Below are 16,678 nucleotides of genomic sequence, written 5' to 3'. Positions count from 1 at the left end.
GCAGACGCCCGAATACAGCGCGGTTTGTGCACCTGAACGGTGCTGGTCTAGTCCAGATAGGTAACGTTGATGCGTGATGAGGCAATCAAGGCGGTGACATCCATCGGCCTGGCACTGCAAGAGCAGATCGGCCACGGGCTGTTGCCACCCGCGAGCAAACTGCCCGCCGAGCGCAAGCTCAGCGAGTTGTTTGGTACCACGCGTATTACGGTGCGGGAAGCCTTGTTACAACTGGAGGCCCAGGGCCAGATCTATCGCGAGGAGCGGCGTGGCTGGTTCGTCTCGCCGCCGCGCCTGGCTTATAACCTGATGCAACGCAGCCATTTTCACGCGATGGTCAGTGAGCAAGGGCGCGTAGCCTCGACCGAAGTGATTTCGGCGCGGCTGCAGCCGGCATCGGCAGCGGTGTGTGCATGGTTGCAGTTGCCGGCGTTGTCGAGTGTGATCCAGATCTGCCGGGGCCGGCGGATCGATGGGCGGTTGGTGCTGTATGTGGAGCATTACCTGAACCCGCAATATTTTCCGGGGATTCTGGCGTGCGACCTTAACCAGTCGATGACCGAGTTGTATGCACGCAAGTACGACCTGCACTACGGCCGCGTGCGTTTCGAGATTGTGCCGACTTCACTGCCGGTGGAGGCTGCTGGCGCATTACGTGTGTCGGTGGGCAGCCCCGGCTTGCGGATCGCCCGGGTCAACTATGACCAGCATGAGCGCTTGATCGACTGCGACCTGGAATTCTGGCGCCATGATGCGATTCACGTGGGTGTGGATGTGGTTTGACCGCCGGACATTCAACGGATGCACCACACACTGAATGTGGGAGCTGGCTTGCCTGCGATAGCATCACCGCGATCTGACAGTGATACCGAGTTGCCCGCATCGCAGGCAAGCCAGCTCCCACATTCAGGGCGTCAGTGCCTTGATCACCTGATCCACATTGCCTTCCAGCTCCGCCACCGGGTCAGCTCCGTCGACATTTAATACCAGCAATTGCGCACCGCCTGCCGTCACCGCCGTTTTAACGGCCTCACTCGGTTGGCGGTGATGCAGCACCACGGCCACGTCGTTGCTTTTCAAGTCGGCACTGAGGGTGTGCAAGGCCTCAGGCGTCCACTGCGCATCCGGCCGGGCATCGGTGCTGAGCACTTCCAGGTTCAAGCTGCTGACCAGATAAGCAAAGTGATCACTCAAGCTGACCACACTCAGGTTGTCCGCCTTGGCCAGTCTTGCTTCGCTGTCGGCGCTGAGCTTGAGCAGGCGCTGTTTGAGCGCCGCGAGGTTGGCGTCGATCCTGGGTTTGGCCGCGGGCGCCAGGCGGCTCAGGTCGGCCGCCATCACATCGGCCATGCGCCCCATATTGTTGCTCGACTGCCACGGCTGGCTGTTCAGGCCATCGGCACCGCCCGGTTGCACAGCAATACCCGGCAAGCCGCCGTCCACCGGGCGCGCGGCGTCCACTTCGACGATACGGATATTGCTGCGCCGCGCCACGGGGTAGAGCGGGTCATCCGCCCACAGCGAGCGCAGGCCGATAGCCGCGTCGGCGTCCTGGGCCAAACTGCCCAAGGCCGGCGCACCCCGGCCGGTGAAGTAGGACACCTGCCGCGAACCGGGCAGGTTGGCCGGTGCTGCGCGCTCAAGCTGTACATCGGTGCCTTTGAGCAGCACCTCGGCCAGGCCGTAGGTGATGGGCAGCGAGGCCAGCACTTTCACCGGTTTGGCGGCGTGAACCGCAGGTTTTGCAGCTTCAGCGGCCATCAACGGCGCAGTGAATAAACAGGCAATGGCCAGGGCCAGCGGATGAAAAACAGAGCGCATTATCCAAGATTCCCTTTGAGGCTGGGCACGATGCCGCGCGCGATGGCGGCAACGGCGAAGGCGATACCGGCCACCAGAATGATCGCGGCACCGGACGGGATGGGCAGGTCGAAGATGATCGGCAGCAGAATGCCGCACAGCGTGCTGAGCGTGGCGATCACCACCGAGACCCAGAAAAAACCCTTGAGCGACTGGCTCAACAGGCGCGCTGCCGCCGCCGGAATCACCAGCAGGGCGCCGACCAAAATGGCGCCGATCACCTTGACCGCCGCCACGGTGATCAAGGTCACCAGGATCACGAACAGGTAATCCAGGGTTTTGACGGCCACGCCACGCACAGCGGCCAATTGCGGGTTGAAGCTGGCCAGCATGATGCGGTTGTACAGCGGCAACGCCAGGGCCATCACCAGTGAGCCGACGACCGCCAACACCAGCAGGTCATTGCCGTTAACCGTCAGCACCGAGCCAAACAGTACGTTTTCCAGAATGTGCACATTGATCTTGCCCGCCAGAATCAACAGCAGGCTCGCACCCAGCGCCAGGGACACCGAGAGGAACACGCCGATCAGGGTGTCTGGCGCCAAGCCGGTGCGGTTGCGCAGGTAATTGAGCAGGATGCCGAACAACAGGCAGTAGCCGAACAGGCTGCCGTAAGGCCCGGTATAGGGCTCGCCGAGCAGAATGCCCACGGCCACGCCGGTCAACGCGGCGTGCCCGACGGCTTCAGAGAAGAACGCAAAGCGCTTGACCACTACCAGTGTACCCAGGCCCCCCAGCACCGGGCCGATCAGCAAGCCGGCGAGCAAGGCGTTCACCACAAACCCATAGGCCAGTGCTTCCGGCAGGTACCCGGATGAAGCCCAGCCCTGGACCATCAAACGAAAGGCTTCATAACTCATTACGCCGCGCTCCGAGGATGGGTGGAAAACAGGGTCAGCAGGCGGTCCGGGGTCAGCGCTTCTTTCGGCGTGGCGTCGAACAGCACGCGACGGTTCAGGCCGGTGACGCGATCGGCCAGGCGGCCCACAGCTTCCAGGTCATGCTCGATCCACAGCACGGTGATCCCGGCCAGGCGCCAGTCATTGAGCAGCCGTTCGAACACCTGGATACCGGCTTCATCGAGTGCCGACATCGGTTCATCCAGCACCAGCAACTGCGGCGTCGGAATCAGGCCTTGGGCCAACAGCACGCGCTGACGCTCACCGCCGGACAACGCGCCCATGCGGCGCTTGCGTTTGTCCTGCATGCCGACCCGTTCCAGTGCTTCGCCAATCGCAGCGGCGTAATGCCGGGACAGGCCGAGAAATGCCGGGCGTCGCTGGCACATGGCGGCCATGAAATCGTCGACGGTCATCGGCAAGCCCCGATCAAACTCCAGCGCCTGGGGCACATAGCCGACCGTGCCTGGCGTGTTCGGCCAGTGCAGGCGCAATTGGCCCTGGTGCGGGGTCTGCCCCAGCAAGGTCTTGATCAGCGAGCTTTTGCCGCCGCCGTTCGGGCCGACCAGGGCGTGGATGCTGCCTGGTTCGACCTCAAAACTCACCGCGTCGAGAATCACTGTGCGGCCCAAGGTCAGGGAGATCGTGTCGAACTCAAGGGTCGGGCCAATGCTGGCGACTTTCAATTGCTGCGCTGCCGTCATGCCCCTGACTCCTGAATCGCCCGTACCACGGTGTTGAGGTTGCCAGTCATTTCCACTTCGTATTTCTCTGGCGTGTATTCGCCGTAGGAAATATGCGACAGCGGGTATAGCTTGACCCCGGATTCACGCTGGATGGTCTCGACGTAGGTAGACGGGAAATCCATCTCCGAGAAGATCACCTTCACATCCAGTGCGCGCAGTTCATCGATGGTCTTTTTCAACTGGCTGGGGCTGGGCTCGATGCCATGGGCGGGCTCGACCACGGCGGTGACTTCCAGGCCAAATTCGCGCAGCAGGTAGTCGTAGGCCGCGTGCACGGTCGCAACGCGCAGGTCCGGGTTCGGCGCGCTGGTCAGCTTGGCGAGGGCATCGGCACGCATCTGGCGCAGGCGCTTGCCGTAGGCGCGGGCGTTTTGGGTGTAAGTCTTGGCGTTGTCCGGGTCGAGCTTGCCCAGTTCGCGGGCGATGTTGTTGACCTGGGCAATCGACGCACTGATCGACAGGAAGGTGTGCGGATTGACCACCTTGCCCGCACCGCGCGCGGCGTTACCGGTGGCGGCCAGCAGCGGTACGTTGGCGTTGGCTTCGATCACCGGGATGTCCGGGCGCTCGCTGGTGGCGATCATGCGGTCGGCAAAATCATCATGGCCGACGCCATTGAGCACGATCACGTCCAGGGTGCCGATGCGCTTGATGTCTTCGGCGCGCGGTTCGTAGGCGTGGGGGTTGAAACCGGCGGGAATCAGCGGCACCACCTCGGCCTTGTCGCCGACGATATTGGCCACGTAGCTGTAATACGGGTGCAGGGTGATGCCGATGCGCAGGCGCTTGGCCGCTTCGGCATTCGCGAGCGGGGCGAGCATCAGGCTGAACAGGCCAACCAGCAACAGGCGTAACAGGGGCGATGAAATAGACATGGGCACTCGGTCTTCTGGTTCAGTGACGGTGCTGGCGGGTCACGCCGGCATCGAATTGCGTGACCACCTGGCGCCAGCCGGCGGCGATCAGCGCCGCGTCGGTGAGGTCGGCAGGGGCGGCGAGGTTGGCCTGGCGGTTGAGCCACACATCCGGCTCGTCACCTTGCACGCGCATCAGCACCGAGCCGCTGGTGCTTGGCGCTTGGCTCAAACCCAGGTAGGCCACAGGCTCAAGCAGCTGCCAGCGATGGTCGCCACGGCTCACCGAACTGGCGTCCTGGGCAAACGGTGCGAAGCCTTCTTCGGCCAGTTGCGTGGGCGTCGGCAGGGCGTTTTGCTCCTGCTGCAACAGCTGGATTTCATCCAGGGTCACGCGCAGGTCGGCGTAGATGCCTTGCTCGGCAGCGCTCAGGTCACGGCGTGCGTCCAGTTGGTGGCTGGGCACGGCGGCGACCTCCTGGGTTTCACCGTGCAGCGCCACCACCGTGCCAGCCACCGCGAGGATGATCAGGCACAGCAGCAACACGTAGAGGGTTTCATGGCCGGCTCCGGCCGGGCGTACAACCTGTGTGGTGCTCATTGGGGCTGGATATCCGCTTGGTCGATTTCCACCACGTGGCCGGGGCCTGCATCAAACAGCACATAGAACTCGGCGGAGGGCTTTTTGAACGTCAGGGTCGAGTCCTGGCCAAGCTTGCCGGGCAGCAGGATGGTTTCGTCGTAGCCGATCACGTCCAGGGTCACGCCCGGCGCGCCGCTGCCGTCGGAAAAGCCGCCGGTGCACTGGATCTGTTCGCCGGGGATTTCCTTGCATTCGCACATCGGGTTATGGGCCAGGGCGACGCTACTGAAGCCGGCGCAGAGCAATAAAACGGCGCGAGTCAGGCGCATTAACGTCATGGTTTAACTCCTTGCTTGTTCAGCCAGGCAATGGTGGCAGGCGAGGCCTGGCTCAGCGGAATGGAACCCTGGTGCATGGAGCCGTCCCAGCCTTCCATGGTCACCCACACTTCGGCATCCACGGGTGTGCGTTCCGGCACCGGCAACACCGCACCCATGCGGTACGGCGTGCCGAAGAAAATCACCCCGGCCGCGCGCAGGCTGCGCGGTTTGCCGATACGCAGGTAAGTGGCCTTGACCTGCTCGGCGCAGGTGTCGCACAGGGCGGCGTTGAAAAATTTCATCGGGCCGGCCGGGTCCGGGCGCGGGCCTTCGTTGCGAAACTCTGCGAGGGTCAGGCTCCACGGCCCCACCTGCACTTCGCCGGCCACGCGCTCGCCAATGCCGCTGTCACCGCGAAACAGTGCAGCGTCGGCAAAGTACTTGGGCATGAACCCCAGGGGCACCAGCAACAGCAGGACATTGATGTGGAAGCGCCACTTGAGCCAAAAGGCCCGCAGCGGCGAAGGTGGTGTGGTGGTCGCACGTTTGCTCATCAATTGGCCTCCGAGGTTTCAGCCTGCCTGGCCGTGGCGGGGGCCGGCGCGCGTTGCGTCTTGGCCTCGCGCTTGAAGGCGTTGAGGGTGGCCAGTGCGGTGCGTTTGGTCCAGATCAGCAGACCGCTCAACACCATCATGCTCATGATCAGGCCGAAGAATGCCCAGATCAGTTTGACCCACAGGCCGCCAAAGTCGCCGGTGTGCAGCGGACGCATGGATTCGGTGACGAACTCCAGTGTCGAGCGGTCGGACAGCAGGTGCGACACGGCAATTTCACCGTCGTACGGGTTGAGCTGCGCCGTCTGGAACATCAACGGGTACCAGCCGCGCCCGCCGATCTGCAGGTGGCTATAGGCGTTGCTGGGCAGGAACACAAAACTGGCCTCCAGCCCGGGAATGCGCTGCGTGGCGATCTCGATGGCCCGATCGATCGGGATCATTGGAGCCGGTACGCCCGGTGCTGACACAGGCACCTTCTCCCGGGCAATTACCGGCACGATGGGCTCACTGGAGATGGAAATCTGGTTGTCGCCCAGAATTGCCCGGATCAGGAACCAGATGCCGGTGATGGAAATTACCGCGATAAACCAGATCGACCAGATACCGCTCAAACGATGGAAGTCACCCCAGAAGATCCGCGCGCCATGGCGGATTCGCAGGGTCGGGCGCAGAAACCCTTTCCAGAAACGCTTGTACACCACCAGCCCGGTGACCAGGGATGCCAGCAGCGGTATGCCAAGCGCCGACACCAGGTACCAACCCCAGCTGTAGCCATTGGTAAACGGCACCAGCCACCAACCGTGCAAGGCACGGGTAAATTGCTGGAAGTTGAACGCTGGGCTGATGCCCTGGATCACGCCGGTATACGGGTTGACGTAGACCTCCACCGAGCGCCCGTCGGGGTAACTGAGGTCGACACTCAGCGCGAAGTGCGACTCGTCCGGGCGGGTGATCGACTGCACGATTGCCTGGGGTTCGTTGCGCTTGATGGCGCCGATGACCTGGTCGTAACTCAGCCGTTCGGCATCGTCCGACGGCTTGCTGGCGCGGATGTCCGGGTTGGCCAGCCAGACGATTTCCTGGCTGACCACCGCCAGGGTGCCGGTGACGCAGACGATCAGTACAAAAAACCAGATGGGCAACGCCAACCAGCTATGAACCAGAAACCAGAGTTTTGAGCGTGACTTCTTCGACATGTGAATGCGGGTCTTGATCGGAGGAGGGCGAAGGAGGCCCGGAAAAGGCCAGTCGTAGCTTTTGCTGACGCGACGGGCTGTATCTAAGTTAAGACGGATGAGAATGAGAAATCCCTAAGCGGGATATGAAAGAAAATGTTTCAGCGTTGCCGGATTGAACACGAAACATGTTCCAAGCCATCACCCAGGTGCCATTGATGGGGCCGGGGGGCTGCGTAGGATGGGGTCATACCGTTGAGCGAGCGCTTATAAAAGTGAGTCCACAAACATGACTGCCAGAACCCTCTACGACAAACACATCGACTCCCACACGGTGTGCGCCCTGGATGACCAGGGCCATGTGCTGCTGTATATAGACCGCCAGGTGATCAACGAATACACCAGCCCCCAGGCGTTCAGCGGCCTGCGCGAGGCCAAGCGTGGCGTATGGCGCCCCGGCACCGCGCTGGCGGTGGTCGACCACGTAAACCCCACCACGCCCATGCGCATTGCCGCGATGCCTGACGCAGGCGGCGCGCGGCAAGTCTCGTACCTGGCGGAAAACTGCCAGGACTTCGGTATCGAGCTGCTGGACATCCTCGACAAACGCCAAGGCATCGAACACGTGATTGCCCCGGAGCAGGGCTTTATCCTGCCGGGCATGGTGATTGCCGCCGGCGACAGCCACACCACCACCTACGGTGCCCTCGGCGCCTTCGGGTTTGGCATCGGCACCTCGGAAATCGAGCACCTGCTGGCCTCGCAGACCCTGGTGTACAAACGCCTGAAAAGCATGCGCGTGACGGTAGACGGCACCCTGGGCAACGGCCTGACTTCCAAGGACGTGATCATGGCACTGATCGGCAAGATCGGCGCGTCCGGGGCCACCGGTTACGCCATCGAGTTTCGCGGCGCCACCATTGATGCGCTGAGTGTTGAAGCGCGCATGACCATCTGCAACATGGCGGTGGAAGCTGGCGCGCGGGGCGCGTTTATGGCACCCGACGAAAAAGTCTTCGCCTACCTCAAAGGCAAGCCGCGTGCGCCCAAGGGCGAGTTGTGGGAACAAGCCCTGGTGCAATGGCGCACGTTGCACACCGACGCCGACGCGGTGTTCGACCAGGAAGTGCAGCTGGACGCCAGCACCCTGGAGCCTATGGTTACCTGGGGCACCAGCCCCGACCAGGCCGCGCCCATCGGTGCCCGCGTGCCGGACCCGCAAGACGTCAGCGACCTGATCCTGCGCCAGGACATGCGCCGCGCCCTCAACTACATGGGCCTGGAAGCCGGCATGCCGCTCAGCGACATTGTGATCAGCCACGCGTTTATCGGCTCTTGCACCAACGCGCGCATTGAAGACCTGCGCGACGCCGCCAGTGTGGTGCGCGGCAAGCAGGTGGCCGAGCATGTGCGGGCGATGATCGTGCCGGGCTCCACCGAAGTGCGTGACCAGGCCGAAGCCGAAGGGCTGGCGGCGATCTTTATCGACGCCGGCTTCGAATGGCGCCAGTCAGGCTGCTCGATGTGCCTGGCGATGAACGATGACGTGCTGGCGCCCGGTGATCGCTGCGCGTCCAGCACCAACCGCAACTTCGAAGGTCGCCAGGGCGCCGGGGCGCGCACTCACTTGATGAGCCCGGCGATGGTCGCCGCCGCGGCCATCACCGGCCGCCTCACCGATATCCGTCATTTTGGAGACCGCCCATGAGCCTGCAACCGTTTACCCAGGTCACCGGCCAGGCCGCGCCGATGCTGGCGGCGAATATCGACACTGACGTGATCATGCCCAAGCAATTTCTCAAAGGCATCGACCGCGCCGGCCTCGATCGCGGGCTGTTTTTTGACCTGCGCTTTTTGCCCAATGGCGCACCCAACCCCGAATTCGTATTGAACCAGCCGGCCTGGCAGGGCGCGAGTTTTATGGTGGTGGGGCCCAACTTCGGCTGTGGTTCCAGCCGCGAACACGCGGTGTGGGGCTTGAAGCAGATGGGCATTCGCGCGCTGATCGGCAGCAGCTTTGCCGGGATCTTTTATGACAACTGCCAGCGCAACGGAGTGTTGCTGATTACCTTGGACGAGGCGGTGCTGCACACACTCGGGCAGACGGTCAGCCAGCCTGCGCAGGCGCAGATCAGCGTGGACCTTGAGGCGCAACAGATTCGCTTGGCCGATGGCCAGGTGATCTCGTTCCAGATCGACACCTTGCGCAAGACCGCGTTGTTGCTCGGCCTGGATGCGATTGGCAGCACGTTGCAACGCAGTGAGCAGATCAAAACCTTCGAGCGCCAGCATCTGGCGGCCAACCCCTGGCTTGGTTGAAAACCTTAATGGGGTAACTACGTAGTTATATAAGTAGAGCAAACGCCCTCCAGTTATTGGGGGGCGTTTTTTTTGGGGGGCTATTTACTTTTCAAATAACGCCGGTTGCACCGCGTAACCTCAGTGATTGCAAGGGCGGTGTAGCGTTAGTGGATGAAGCCCTGAAAAAATACAAGGGTATTTGTTGACACCTTGTAGGTCATCGGCTTAAGTGGATGCTGACTTGGAAAGTCGCACATTATAAGAAAAGGAAGTTGATGCCATGCCCCGTGAATTAGTGGTCATTTATATCTCTCTGGTGCCGGTGATCGAGTGGGTAACTTGATCGACTTCTGCCACCTGTCAATCAGTTGTCGTTGTTGCGGATATTACGGTCTTTTCCAGTGTGAAAAGGCACGTATGCCGATGCCTTAACATTCGTTCAGAACACAGAGAGTTCAAACTCATGTCGATTTTTGATCAAGCGATCCACCGTTCGGTACAGTGGCAGGATTGGCGTTGGCAGCAGAAGAATGCCATCCGCGATGAACCGGCATTGCGGGCTGCCTGCGGTGGCTGGAGCGAGGAAACCAGCGCGCATATCGAACACAACTTGCAAGACCGCAAGCTGCAGATAACCCCTTATTACATTGACTTGATCAAGCGCTCTCTCACCGATGGCGAGGTGATGGACCATCCGCTGTGGCGCCAAGTAGTGCCCTACTGGAGCGAACAGGTCGCTGGCGATTACGACGGCACCTCGGAGAACTGGGAACTTGGCCACGAAATGAAAACGCCGATTTGCCAGCACAAATACGACAACCGCGTGATCCTGCGCATGACCAACACCTGCAACGCCTATTGCCAGTTTTGCTTCGAAGCGCTGCGCACCCTGCAAGTGGGTACCGAGAAGGCCAATGCCAGCGCCGACTCGTTCAAGGACTCGCTCGAGTACATCCGCAACAACCCGGCCATCGAAGAGGTGATTCTCAGCGGTGGTGACCCGTTGATGCTCGCCGACCGCAAGCTCGAAGAGAACCTCGCCGCCCTGCGTGGCATCCGCGACGACCTGCTGATTCGCCTGCACACACGGGCCTTGAGCTTTAACCCGTTTCGCGTCACCGATGAGTTACTGGCGATGCTGGAGAAGTACAAGGTCAATGCGTTTGGCGTACATGTGTGCCACCCGCTGGAACTGAGTGCGGACTTTGCCGTGGCGGTTAAACGTATCCAAAGTGTGGTGCCGATTGTGTTCTCCAACATGCCGCTGTTGCGGGGCGTGAATGATGATGAAGCCACCTTGCATAAACTGTTTATTGATCTTTATCGGTTGGGCGTAAAGCCATATTACTTGTACCACTTCATGCCGTTTTCTCCGGGGGCGTCGGAATATAAAGCATCGATCAGCCACGCCATCGCTATTATGGATCGCCTCAAGCGGCGCGTGTCCAATATAGCCATGCCGGAATATGTGCTGCCGCATGCACAGGGCAAGTTTACCGTGCCGCTGCTGGACTTTGAAAAGCCACAAGACTTGCCGCACTTTGAAGTGCGCGATGGGCAACGTCATTACCGCTTCCGTAATTGGGAAGGGCAGTGGTGCAGTTGGCAGGATGCCTGAAGTGACTGACGCATGAGGCGGTATTAATGATGAAACAAGATGCCATTCTTTTTATTGATATTGATGACAGTGCCTCTGTTCGCTATTGCTACCGCGAGCCGCACTTCGCGGCGGCCCGTGCCCAAGGCCTGGCCTGCTTGACGGCGGGTGTGGCCGGACGCAAGCACCTGCAGCGGCTGCGGGACGACAGTGATGCAGTGTTCCTGCTCGACGCGTTGAATGAACAATCGATTCTGGATTTGGTGGGGCGGCTGGATGGGCAGTACCAGATCCGCGCAATCTTCTGCCAGGCCGGCCACCCGTCTGCGCAGGGCGAAGTCGGCTGCATCGTGGCGCAGGCCTGTCGGCGGCTGGGCCTGGTGCACAGCGACCCACTTGCCATTGCTGCGTGTAACAACAAGTTCCTGATGCGCCGAGCGCTGAAAAAACACGGCGTGCGTTCGGTGCCGTTTGCGTTGTGCAACAACGAACAGCAACTGCGCGAAGGTGCCGAGCAAGTGGGTTACCCGCTGATCGCCAAGCCACCCTTTGGCGGCGCATCGGCGTTTATCAAGAAATGCTCTGACTGGGCGCAGTTGCGCAGCCACTACGCGCATTTCCTGGCAGATCATGCCAGCGCAGCCTATGCGGATTTCTACGGCTGCGCCCACACGCTGCCGGAAGAGGGTGGGCAGCGACGAGAATACCTGCCGGGGCGTAGCCTTTTGCTTGAAGGGTTCATCCCAGGTATTGAAGGCAGCGTGGAGTGTGTGGTGGTGGGCGAGCAGGTTCACCCGCTGCTGATCAATGAAAAACTGATGTTGACCGAGCGCAGTGGCACCGTCCTGGAGAACCTGCTGATTTCGCCGCCGACGTCCTTTACCGACGCCCAGTGTGAGCAGATCCGCCAGTACGCCGTGGAGTGCCTGCGCGCGGTGGGCCTGACCAATGCCGTGGTGCATTTCGAGTTCCGCATGACGGACGCGGGGCCGGTGGTGATCGAAATCAACCCACGCGTCGGCGGGCTGTACGTCAATGCCGCGTTCCGTGACTTGGCGGGTATTGACCCGTACCAGCTGTATCTGTCGCTGCTGCTGGGTGAGCCAGGTGTGAATGCGCAGTTGGACGCCGGCGCACGCCAGGTCGCGCAGGCCTCGCAACACTACTCGATGCTGGCGATCTATCCGGAGCACAGTGGCCACTTCAAGGGTATTGAAGGCCTTGAATGGCTCGCTCAACAGCCGGCGGTGCTGGAATATGCCCAACAGGAGTCCGGTCACTCTATTGATGCCGATATAGAAGAGCATTACTTGCTCAAGTGCTGGGCCAGGGTCGACGATGCTGCCCACGCCCATGCGGTGCATGATGCAATACGGCACAATCTGCGCGTGATTATCGACAATAAGGGTTAGCGATATGGATATCCCACAGATTGGCGCGTACTTGCGCGAGCACCACTATTGTCACCGTCGGGACTTTGGCCAGTTGCTCAAGGTTGAGCCCGGCGAGGAGCAAAGCTTTCGCGCCTACTGGGCGAACCTGGTGCGCGATGAGGCGTTCAAGGCATATACGCATCGCGAACGGCGGATCCTGCGCTATCGTTTATCCCCGACGCGGCAGTTGCAGATCGATCGCAATAGCGCGTTCAAGTCGCCGGTCACCTATGCGGTCAACTATCGCCAGGGCGTGAACCACTTGAGCTACAGCGAGGAGGGCTTTATCGAGCACCCACTGATGCAGAAATTGCTCGCCACCGACCTGGCGGTGCTCGAACCGCACCTTGGCCCGCATGCCTACACCATTGATATCCACCAGTTTCGCGTGCGTGCAGAGGGGCCATCAGCCAGCCCCACCACCTCGGGTATTCATCAGGATGGCCTGGACTGGGTGTTCATGCACTTCATTGGCCAGAGCAACACGGTGCCGGTGGTGTCCGAGGTGTTTACCGGTGAGGCGGAGCATAGCCGCGTGCTGGACCTGGCGATGGAGCAGTTCCTGGAAACCATCGTGATCAACGACCGTGGGCTATATCACCGCGCCGGCGCCGTGCGGGCGCAGGCCGATTCGGCACCGGCCTGGCGCGATGTGCTGCTGGTGAGCCTGCGCGGCGTGGCGGCTGATGACGCACGGGTAGAAGACGAGGTACAACCGGCATGAGCGACGTTCAGCCCTTGGGCCTGTCGACCCGCAACGCCCGCTTGATCATCTTTGCGCGGGGCGTGTCGGACTTCGGCGCATTCCTCAACATGGTGGCGCTCTCGACCTACGTTTACTGGCTCAGCCAAAGCGTGGTGTTTGTCAGTGTGTTCCTGGCGTGCCGGGTCACGGGCGGGATTGTCGCCAGCCTGTTCGGCATCCCGTTTTTCCGGCGCTTCCCGGGGCGCAGTACCTTGGCCGGGCTGGACCTGGCCCGCGCGCTGTTACTGGTGCCGCTGCTGGTGCTGATCCCGGCGCATCAACTTAACGTGCTGCCGTTTATCGCGTTCGGCATCGGCCTGTGCAATTCGCTGTTTGCCATTGGCCTGAACAGCCAGTTGCCGACCTGGGTGGCGCTTGAACAGCGGGTGGGCACCAATGCCTGGATCACCTCGGCGGCGGCTACCGGTGCGGTGTTTGGCAGCTTGCTTTCCGGTGTGCTGATCGCCACGGGCGGATTCGAGGCGGTGTTTGCCGTCAACATCGGCACTTACGTGGTGGCGGCTTGCCTGATCCTGCCGTTGCGCGCCTTGTATTCAGTCGCCGTGGCCGCGCATCGTGGGCTTGCGGCCGAATGGCATGAGTTGACCAAAGGCCTGCGCGGTGCACCGGTGTTGGCGGCGATGTTGTTGATCAGCATGCTCGACACCCTCGGCAGCGCGGCACATAACGTCGGCTGGCCGGTGTTGTCGCAATACATTTCGCCGGACACCGCGAAAACCGTCATGGGCTACCTGCTGGCGGTGTGGGCCTGCGGCAAGTTCATCGGCGCGCGCCTGGCCAGTGCGTTGCTCAAGGGCCGTGGCACCCAAGGCATGGAGCGCTGGTTCATGGCGGGTGTGGCGCTGATGTCCAGCGGCTTTATCCTGACCTTCCAGCAAACCGAACTGTGGCTGGCGCTGCTGCTGGTGGTGTGGGCCGGGCTGGGCGATGGCATCTCCGAGGTGGCGCTGGTTTCCCGCGCACAAAGCGAACCCGATAGCTTGCGCCTGCCGCTGTTCAGCTTGTTGACGCTGATCCAGATGGCCGGCTTTGGCGTGGGCATGCTGGTGGTGGGGCCGTTCTACCTGACGTGGACGCCTGCCCAGGTGATCGTGCTGTTCCACGGGTTGCCATTGACGGCCCTGGTGATCATGACGGTATGGCTGGGTGTCAGCGCCACGCGGGGCGTCAGATCGACAACCCCTTGAAGTGCTCCTGCAAAAACTCCACGCAGGCGCGCAATTTACCGGAGTAGGCCAAACGTGTCGGGTACACCGCCCACACGTTGGCACTCTGTGTGTAGGTGTGCAGCACCTGCACCAGCTTGCCCTGTTCCAGCAGCGGTTTTACGTCCCACATCGAGCGCAATAACACACCGCGCCCGTCCAAAGCCCACTGCAACACGATCTCGCCATTGTTCGATGACAGCGGCCCGCGCACGCGCACGCTTTCGGGCGCGCCGTCACGCTCCAGGTTCCAGATACCGAAGGCGTTGTCGCGCTCCTTGAGCACCAGGCAGTCGTGCTGCTCCAGGTCGCTCAACTGTTGCGGCGTGCCTTTGCGTTGCAGGTATTCCGGTGCCGCGCACAGCACGCGGCGATTGCTCACCAGCCGCCTGCCGATGTGCTGGCCGGGGATGTCATCGCCGACGCGAATCTCCAGGTCAAACCCTTCACTGACGATATCCACCACGCGGTCGAACAGGTCCAGGCGGATTTCCAGGTCCGGGTACTGCTCGGCCAGCAACGACAGGGCCGGCGCCACATGATTGCGGCCGAAACCGAAGCTGCTGCACAGGTGCAGATGCCCGCGCGGGCTGTCGTGGGCATCGCTGAGTTCATCGGACAGTTGCTGGAAATCTTCGAGGATACGCACAGCCCAGCGTTGTACTCGCTCGCCGTCTTCGGTCAGTGCGATGCGGCGGCTGGTGCGGTGCAGCAGGCGCGTGGCCAGTGTGGATTCGAGGATCTGAATGCGCTTGCTCACATACGCAGGCGACAGCCCCAGTTCATCGGCGGCGGCTGCGAAGCCGGCCTTGCGGATCACGGTGAGGAACACCCGCAGGTCTTCGGGTAGAGGCACGGTATCTTTCTTATGAGTCATCAGAGACAGACGTGGCGGCATGAGCCGCCAGAATAGCACCGGTGTGGTGAGGGAGCTTGGTGCCGCTGGACCTGGTGGGTGTGCCCAGGATTCTGGGGCTGCTGCGCAGCCCAGCGGGAGCAAGGTGATTGTCTTTAAAGCTTACTCGGCGGCGATCTTCGCCTGCGCGGCAGCCCGCGCATGGCGGCCATGCTTGAGGGCGATAGGGGCCATTTTTTCGCGGTCCAACTCACCCTCCCATGCGGCTACCACCAATGCCGCGACGGCATTGCCGATGATGTTGGTCAGCGAGCGGCACTCGGCCATAAAACGGTCGACACCCAGGATCAGCACCATCGCCGCCACCGGCACCGTGGGCACCACGGCCAGGCTCGCGGCCAGCGCCACAAAACCTGCACCGACCACCGCACCGGCGCCCTTGGAGGTGAGCATGGCCACCGCCAGCAAGGTCAATTGTTGCTCCAGCGGCAAGTGGATATTGGTGGCCTGCGCCAGGAACAACACCGCCAGGGTCATGTAGATGTTGGTGCCGTCGAGGTTGAAGGTGTAGCCGGTCGGCACCACGATGCCCACCACGCCTTTGGACGCACCCAGGCTTTCGAGTTTCTGGATCAGTTGCGGCAGCGCCGACTCCGACGAACTGGTGCCGAGCACAATCAACAGCTCCGATTTGATATAGCCCATCAGCTTGAAAATGCTGAAGCCGGCGTAGCGCGCGATGCTGCCCAGCACCACGGCCACAAAGAAAAACGCGGTGAGGTAGAACGTACCCACCAGCTTCAGCAGCGGCAGCAACGAGCCCACGCCGTATTTGCCGATGGTGAAGGCAATCGCCCCAAACGCACCGATGGGCGCCACGCGGCTGATGATGCCGACGATGCGAAAGAACACTTCGCTGGCCTGGTTGATCACGCCCACCAGTGGCCGGCCTTTTTCCCCGACCATCACCAGGCCGACACCGAACAGTACCGAGACAAACAGGACCGGCAGGATTTCGCCCTTGGAGAACGCATCAAAAAACGTGGTGGGTATCACGTGCAGCAGGAACCCGGTGATGCCTTCGCCATGTTCGGCCTGGCCGACAAAACCGGCGATGGCCGAGCTGTCGAGGGTCTTCACGTCAATGTTGAAACCCACGCCCGGTTGCAGCAGGTGCGCGGCGAGGAGGCCGATCAGCAGGGCGATGGTGGAAACGATCTCGAAGTACAGCAGCGCCTTGCCGCCGACCCGGCCCACCTGTTTTACATCGTGCATGCTGGTGATGCCGGACACCACCGTGCAGAAGATGATCGGGCCGATGATCATCTTGATCAGCTTGATAAACCCGTCGCCCAGCGGCTTGAGGTCGATACCGATTGGCGGCCAGACATGGCCGATCAACACACCCAGCGCGATGGCGATGAGCACCTGGATATACAGGGTTCCCAGCAGTTTTCGGATTGTCATTGTTATTATCTCGGGATGTTTTTTGGGCAAAGCGAACCCGTCGCAGGCCATTGGCAGCC

General features: G+C 61.5%; 17 protein-coding genes. 7 read left to right on the top strand and 10 right to left on the bottom strand.

Translation table 11 applies throughout. From position 1 onward, the window contains the following. The first annotated feature begins 69 nt into the window (after window positions 1-69). Window positions 70-783, top strand: coding sequence for a UTRA domain-containing protein (locus GIW28_RS19530; protein WP_017136366.1), 714 nt, complete (start codon window positions 70-72; stop codon window positions 781-783). 123 nt (window positions 784-906) lie between these two features. On the opposite strand, the gene GIW28_RS19525 is transcribed toward GIW28_RS19530, so the two are convergent. The 8 genes from GIW28_RS19525 to GIW28_RS19490 are packed head-to-tail and all read right to left on the bottom strand — an operon-like array spanning window position 907 to window position 7,015. Next, the gene (locus tag GIW28_RS19525; protein WP_017136365.1) at window positions 907-1,821 is read right to left on the bottom strand and encodes a metal ABC transporter substrate-binding protein; all 915 of its coding nucleotides are present in this window, start codon (window positions 1,819-1,821) and stop codon (window positions 907-909) included. Beyond that, window positions 1,821-2,720 (bottom strand): metal ABC transporter permease, encoded by a 900-nt coding sequence (locus tag GIW28_RS19520; protein ID WP_017136364.1) that lies wholly within the window; start codon window positions 2,718-2,720, stop codon window positions 1,821-1,823. Before GIW28_RS19520 ends, GIW28_RS19525 begins: the two co-directional genes overlap by 1 nt. Continuing rightward, window positions 2,720-3,463, bottom strand: a complete 744-nt coding sequence (locus tag GIW28_RS19515) for a metal ABC transporter ATP-binding protein (protein WP_017136363.1) — start codon at window positions 3,461-3,463, stop codon at window positions 2,720-2,722. Before GIW28_RS19515 ends, GIW28_RS19520 begins: the two co-directional genes overlap by 1 nt. Then, on the bottom strand, window positions 3,460-4,380 hold the full coding sequence (locus GIW28_RS19510) for a metal ABC transporter substrate-binding protein (RefSeq protein WP_017136362.1): 921 nt from the start codon (window positions 4,378-4,380) through the stop codon (window positions 3,460-3,462). Before GIW28_RS19510 ends, GIW28_RS19515 begins: the two co-directional genes overlap by 4 nt. Before the next feature lie 19 nt (window positions 4,381-4,399). After that, window positions 4,400-4,960, bottom strand: coding sequence for a DUF6162 family protein (locus GIW28_RS19505; RefSeq protein WP_017136361.1), 561 nt, complete (start codon window positions 4,958-4,960; stop codon window positions 4,400-4,402). After that, window positions 4,957-5,280 (bottom strand): hypothetical protein, encoded by a 324-nt coding sequence (locus tag GIW28_RS19500; RefSeq protein WP_017136360.1) that lies wholly within the window; start codon window positions 5,278-5,280, stop codon window positions 4,957-4,959. Before GIW28_RS19500 ends, GIW28_RS19505 begins: the two co-directional genes overlap by 4 nt. Beyond that, on the bottom strand, window positions 5,277-5,816 hold the full coding sequence (locus GIW28_RS19495; RefSeq protein WP_017136359.1) for a hypothetical protein: 540 nt from the start codon (window positions 5,814-5,816) through the stop codon (window positions 5,277-5,279). The genes GIW28_RS19500 and GIW28_RS19495 overlap by 4 nt, the downstream gene beginning before the upstream one ends. After that, on the bottom strand, window positions 5,816-7,015 hold the full coding sequence (locus GIW28_RS19490; RefSeq protein WP_017136358.1) for a PepSY-associated TM helix domain-containing protein: 1,200 nt from the start codon (window positions 7,013-7,015) through the stop codon (window positions 5,816-5,818). The genes GIW28_RS19495 and GIW28_RS19490 overlap by 1 nt, the downstream gene beginning before the upstream one ends. A gap of 268 nt (window positions 7,016-7,283) precedes the next feature. Here GIW28_RS19490 and leuC point away from each other — a divergent pair, with 268 nt between their 5' ends. The 6 genes from leuC to GIW28_RS19460 all read left to right on the top strand — a co-directional run bounded on the left by leuC (window position 7,284) and on the right by GIW28_RS19460 (window position 14,278). Then, window positions 7,284-8,702 (top strand): 3-isopropylmalate dehydratase large subunit, encoded by a 1,419-nt coding sequence (leuC, locus tag GIW28_RS19485; RefSeq protein WP_099547883.1) that lies wholly within the window; start codon window positions 7,284-7,286, stop codon window positions 8,700-8,702. Beyond that, window positions 8,699-9,313, top strand: coding sequence for a 3-isopropylmalate dehydratase small subunit (leuD, locus tag GIW28_RS19480; RefSeq protein ID WP_099547884.1), 615 nt, complete (start codon window positions 8,699-8,701; stop codon window positions 9,311-9,313). The genes leuC and leuD overlap by 4 nt, the downstream gene beginning before the upstream one ends. A 445-nt stretch (window positions 9,314-9,758) precedes the next feature. Next, window positions 9,759-10,913: a KamA family radical SAM protein gene (locus GIW28_RS19475; RefSeq protein ID WP_169985824.1), complete on the top strand. Its 1,155-nt coding sequence runs from the start codon at window positions 9,759-9,761 to the stop codon at window positions 10,911-10,913. Between the two features lie 26 nt (window positions 10,914-10,939). Continuing rightward, window positions 10,940-12,304 (top strand): ATP-grasp domain-containing protein, encoded by a 1,365-nt coding sequence (locus GIW28_RS19470; protein WP_236447051.1) that lies wholly within the window; start codon window positions 10,940-10,942, stop codon window positions 12,302-12,304. Window positions 12,305-12,308: 4 nt separating this feature from the next. Beyond that, window positions 12,309-13,049 carry a 2OG-Fe dioxygenase family protein gene (locus GIW28_RS19465; RefSeq protein WP_099547886.1) on the top strand — a complete coding sequence of 247 codons (741 nt, stop codon included), beginning with the start codon at window positions 12,309-12,311 and terminating at the stop codon, window positions 13,047-13,049. Continuing rightward, complete coding sequence (locus GIW28_RS19460) at window positions 13,046-14,278, top strand: MFS transporter (protein ID WP_017136352.1); 1,233 nt, start codon at window positions 13,046-13,048, stop codon at window positions 14,276-14,278. The genes GIW28_RS19465 and GIW28_RS19460 overlap by 4 nt, the downstream gene beginning before the upstream one ends. Here the strand turns inward: GIW28_RS19460 and GIW28_RS19455 are convergent. Together GIW28_RS19455 and GIW28_RS19450 are read right to left on the bottom strand one after the other, a co-directional pair. After that, window positions 14,259-15,173, bottom strand: coding sequence for a LysR substrate-binding domain-containing protein (locus GIW28_RS19455; protein ID WP_222933963.1), 915 nt, complete (start codon window positions 15,171-15,173; stop codon window positions 14,259-14,261). The genes GIW28_RS19460 and GIW28_RS19455 overlap by 20 nt on opposite strands. Before the next feature lie 141 nt (window positions 15,174-15,314). Next, the gene (locus tag GIW28_RS19450) at window positions 15,315-16,619 is read right to left on the bottom strand and encodes a dicarboxylate/amino acid:cation symporter (protein WP_169985830.1); all 1,305 of its coding nucleotides are present in this window, start codon (window positions 16,617-16,619) and stop codon (window positions 15,315-15,317) included. Window positions 16,620-16,678: the final 59 nt, after the last annotated feature.

Origin of the sequence: Pseudomonas sp. PA-5-4B, assembly GCF_021606215.1 — a bacterium.
GTDB lineage: Bacteria > Pseudomonadota > Gammaproteobacteria > Pseudomonadales > Pseudomonadaceae > Aquipseudomonas > Aquipseudomonas edaphica.
The sequence above is the reverse complement of the archived record's forward strand: the minus strand, read 5'-3'. Positions and strand labels throughout refer to the sequence as shown.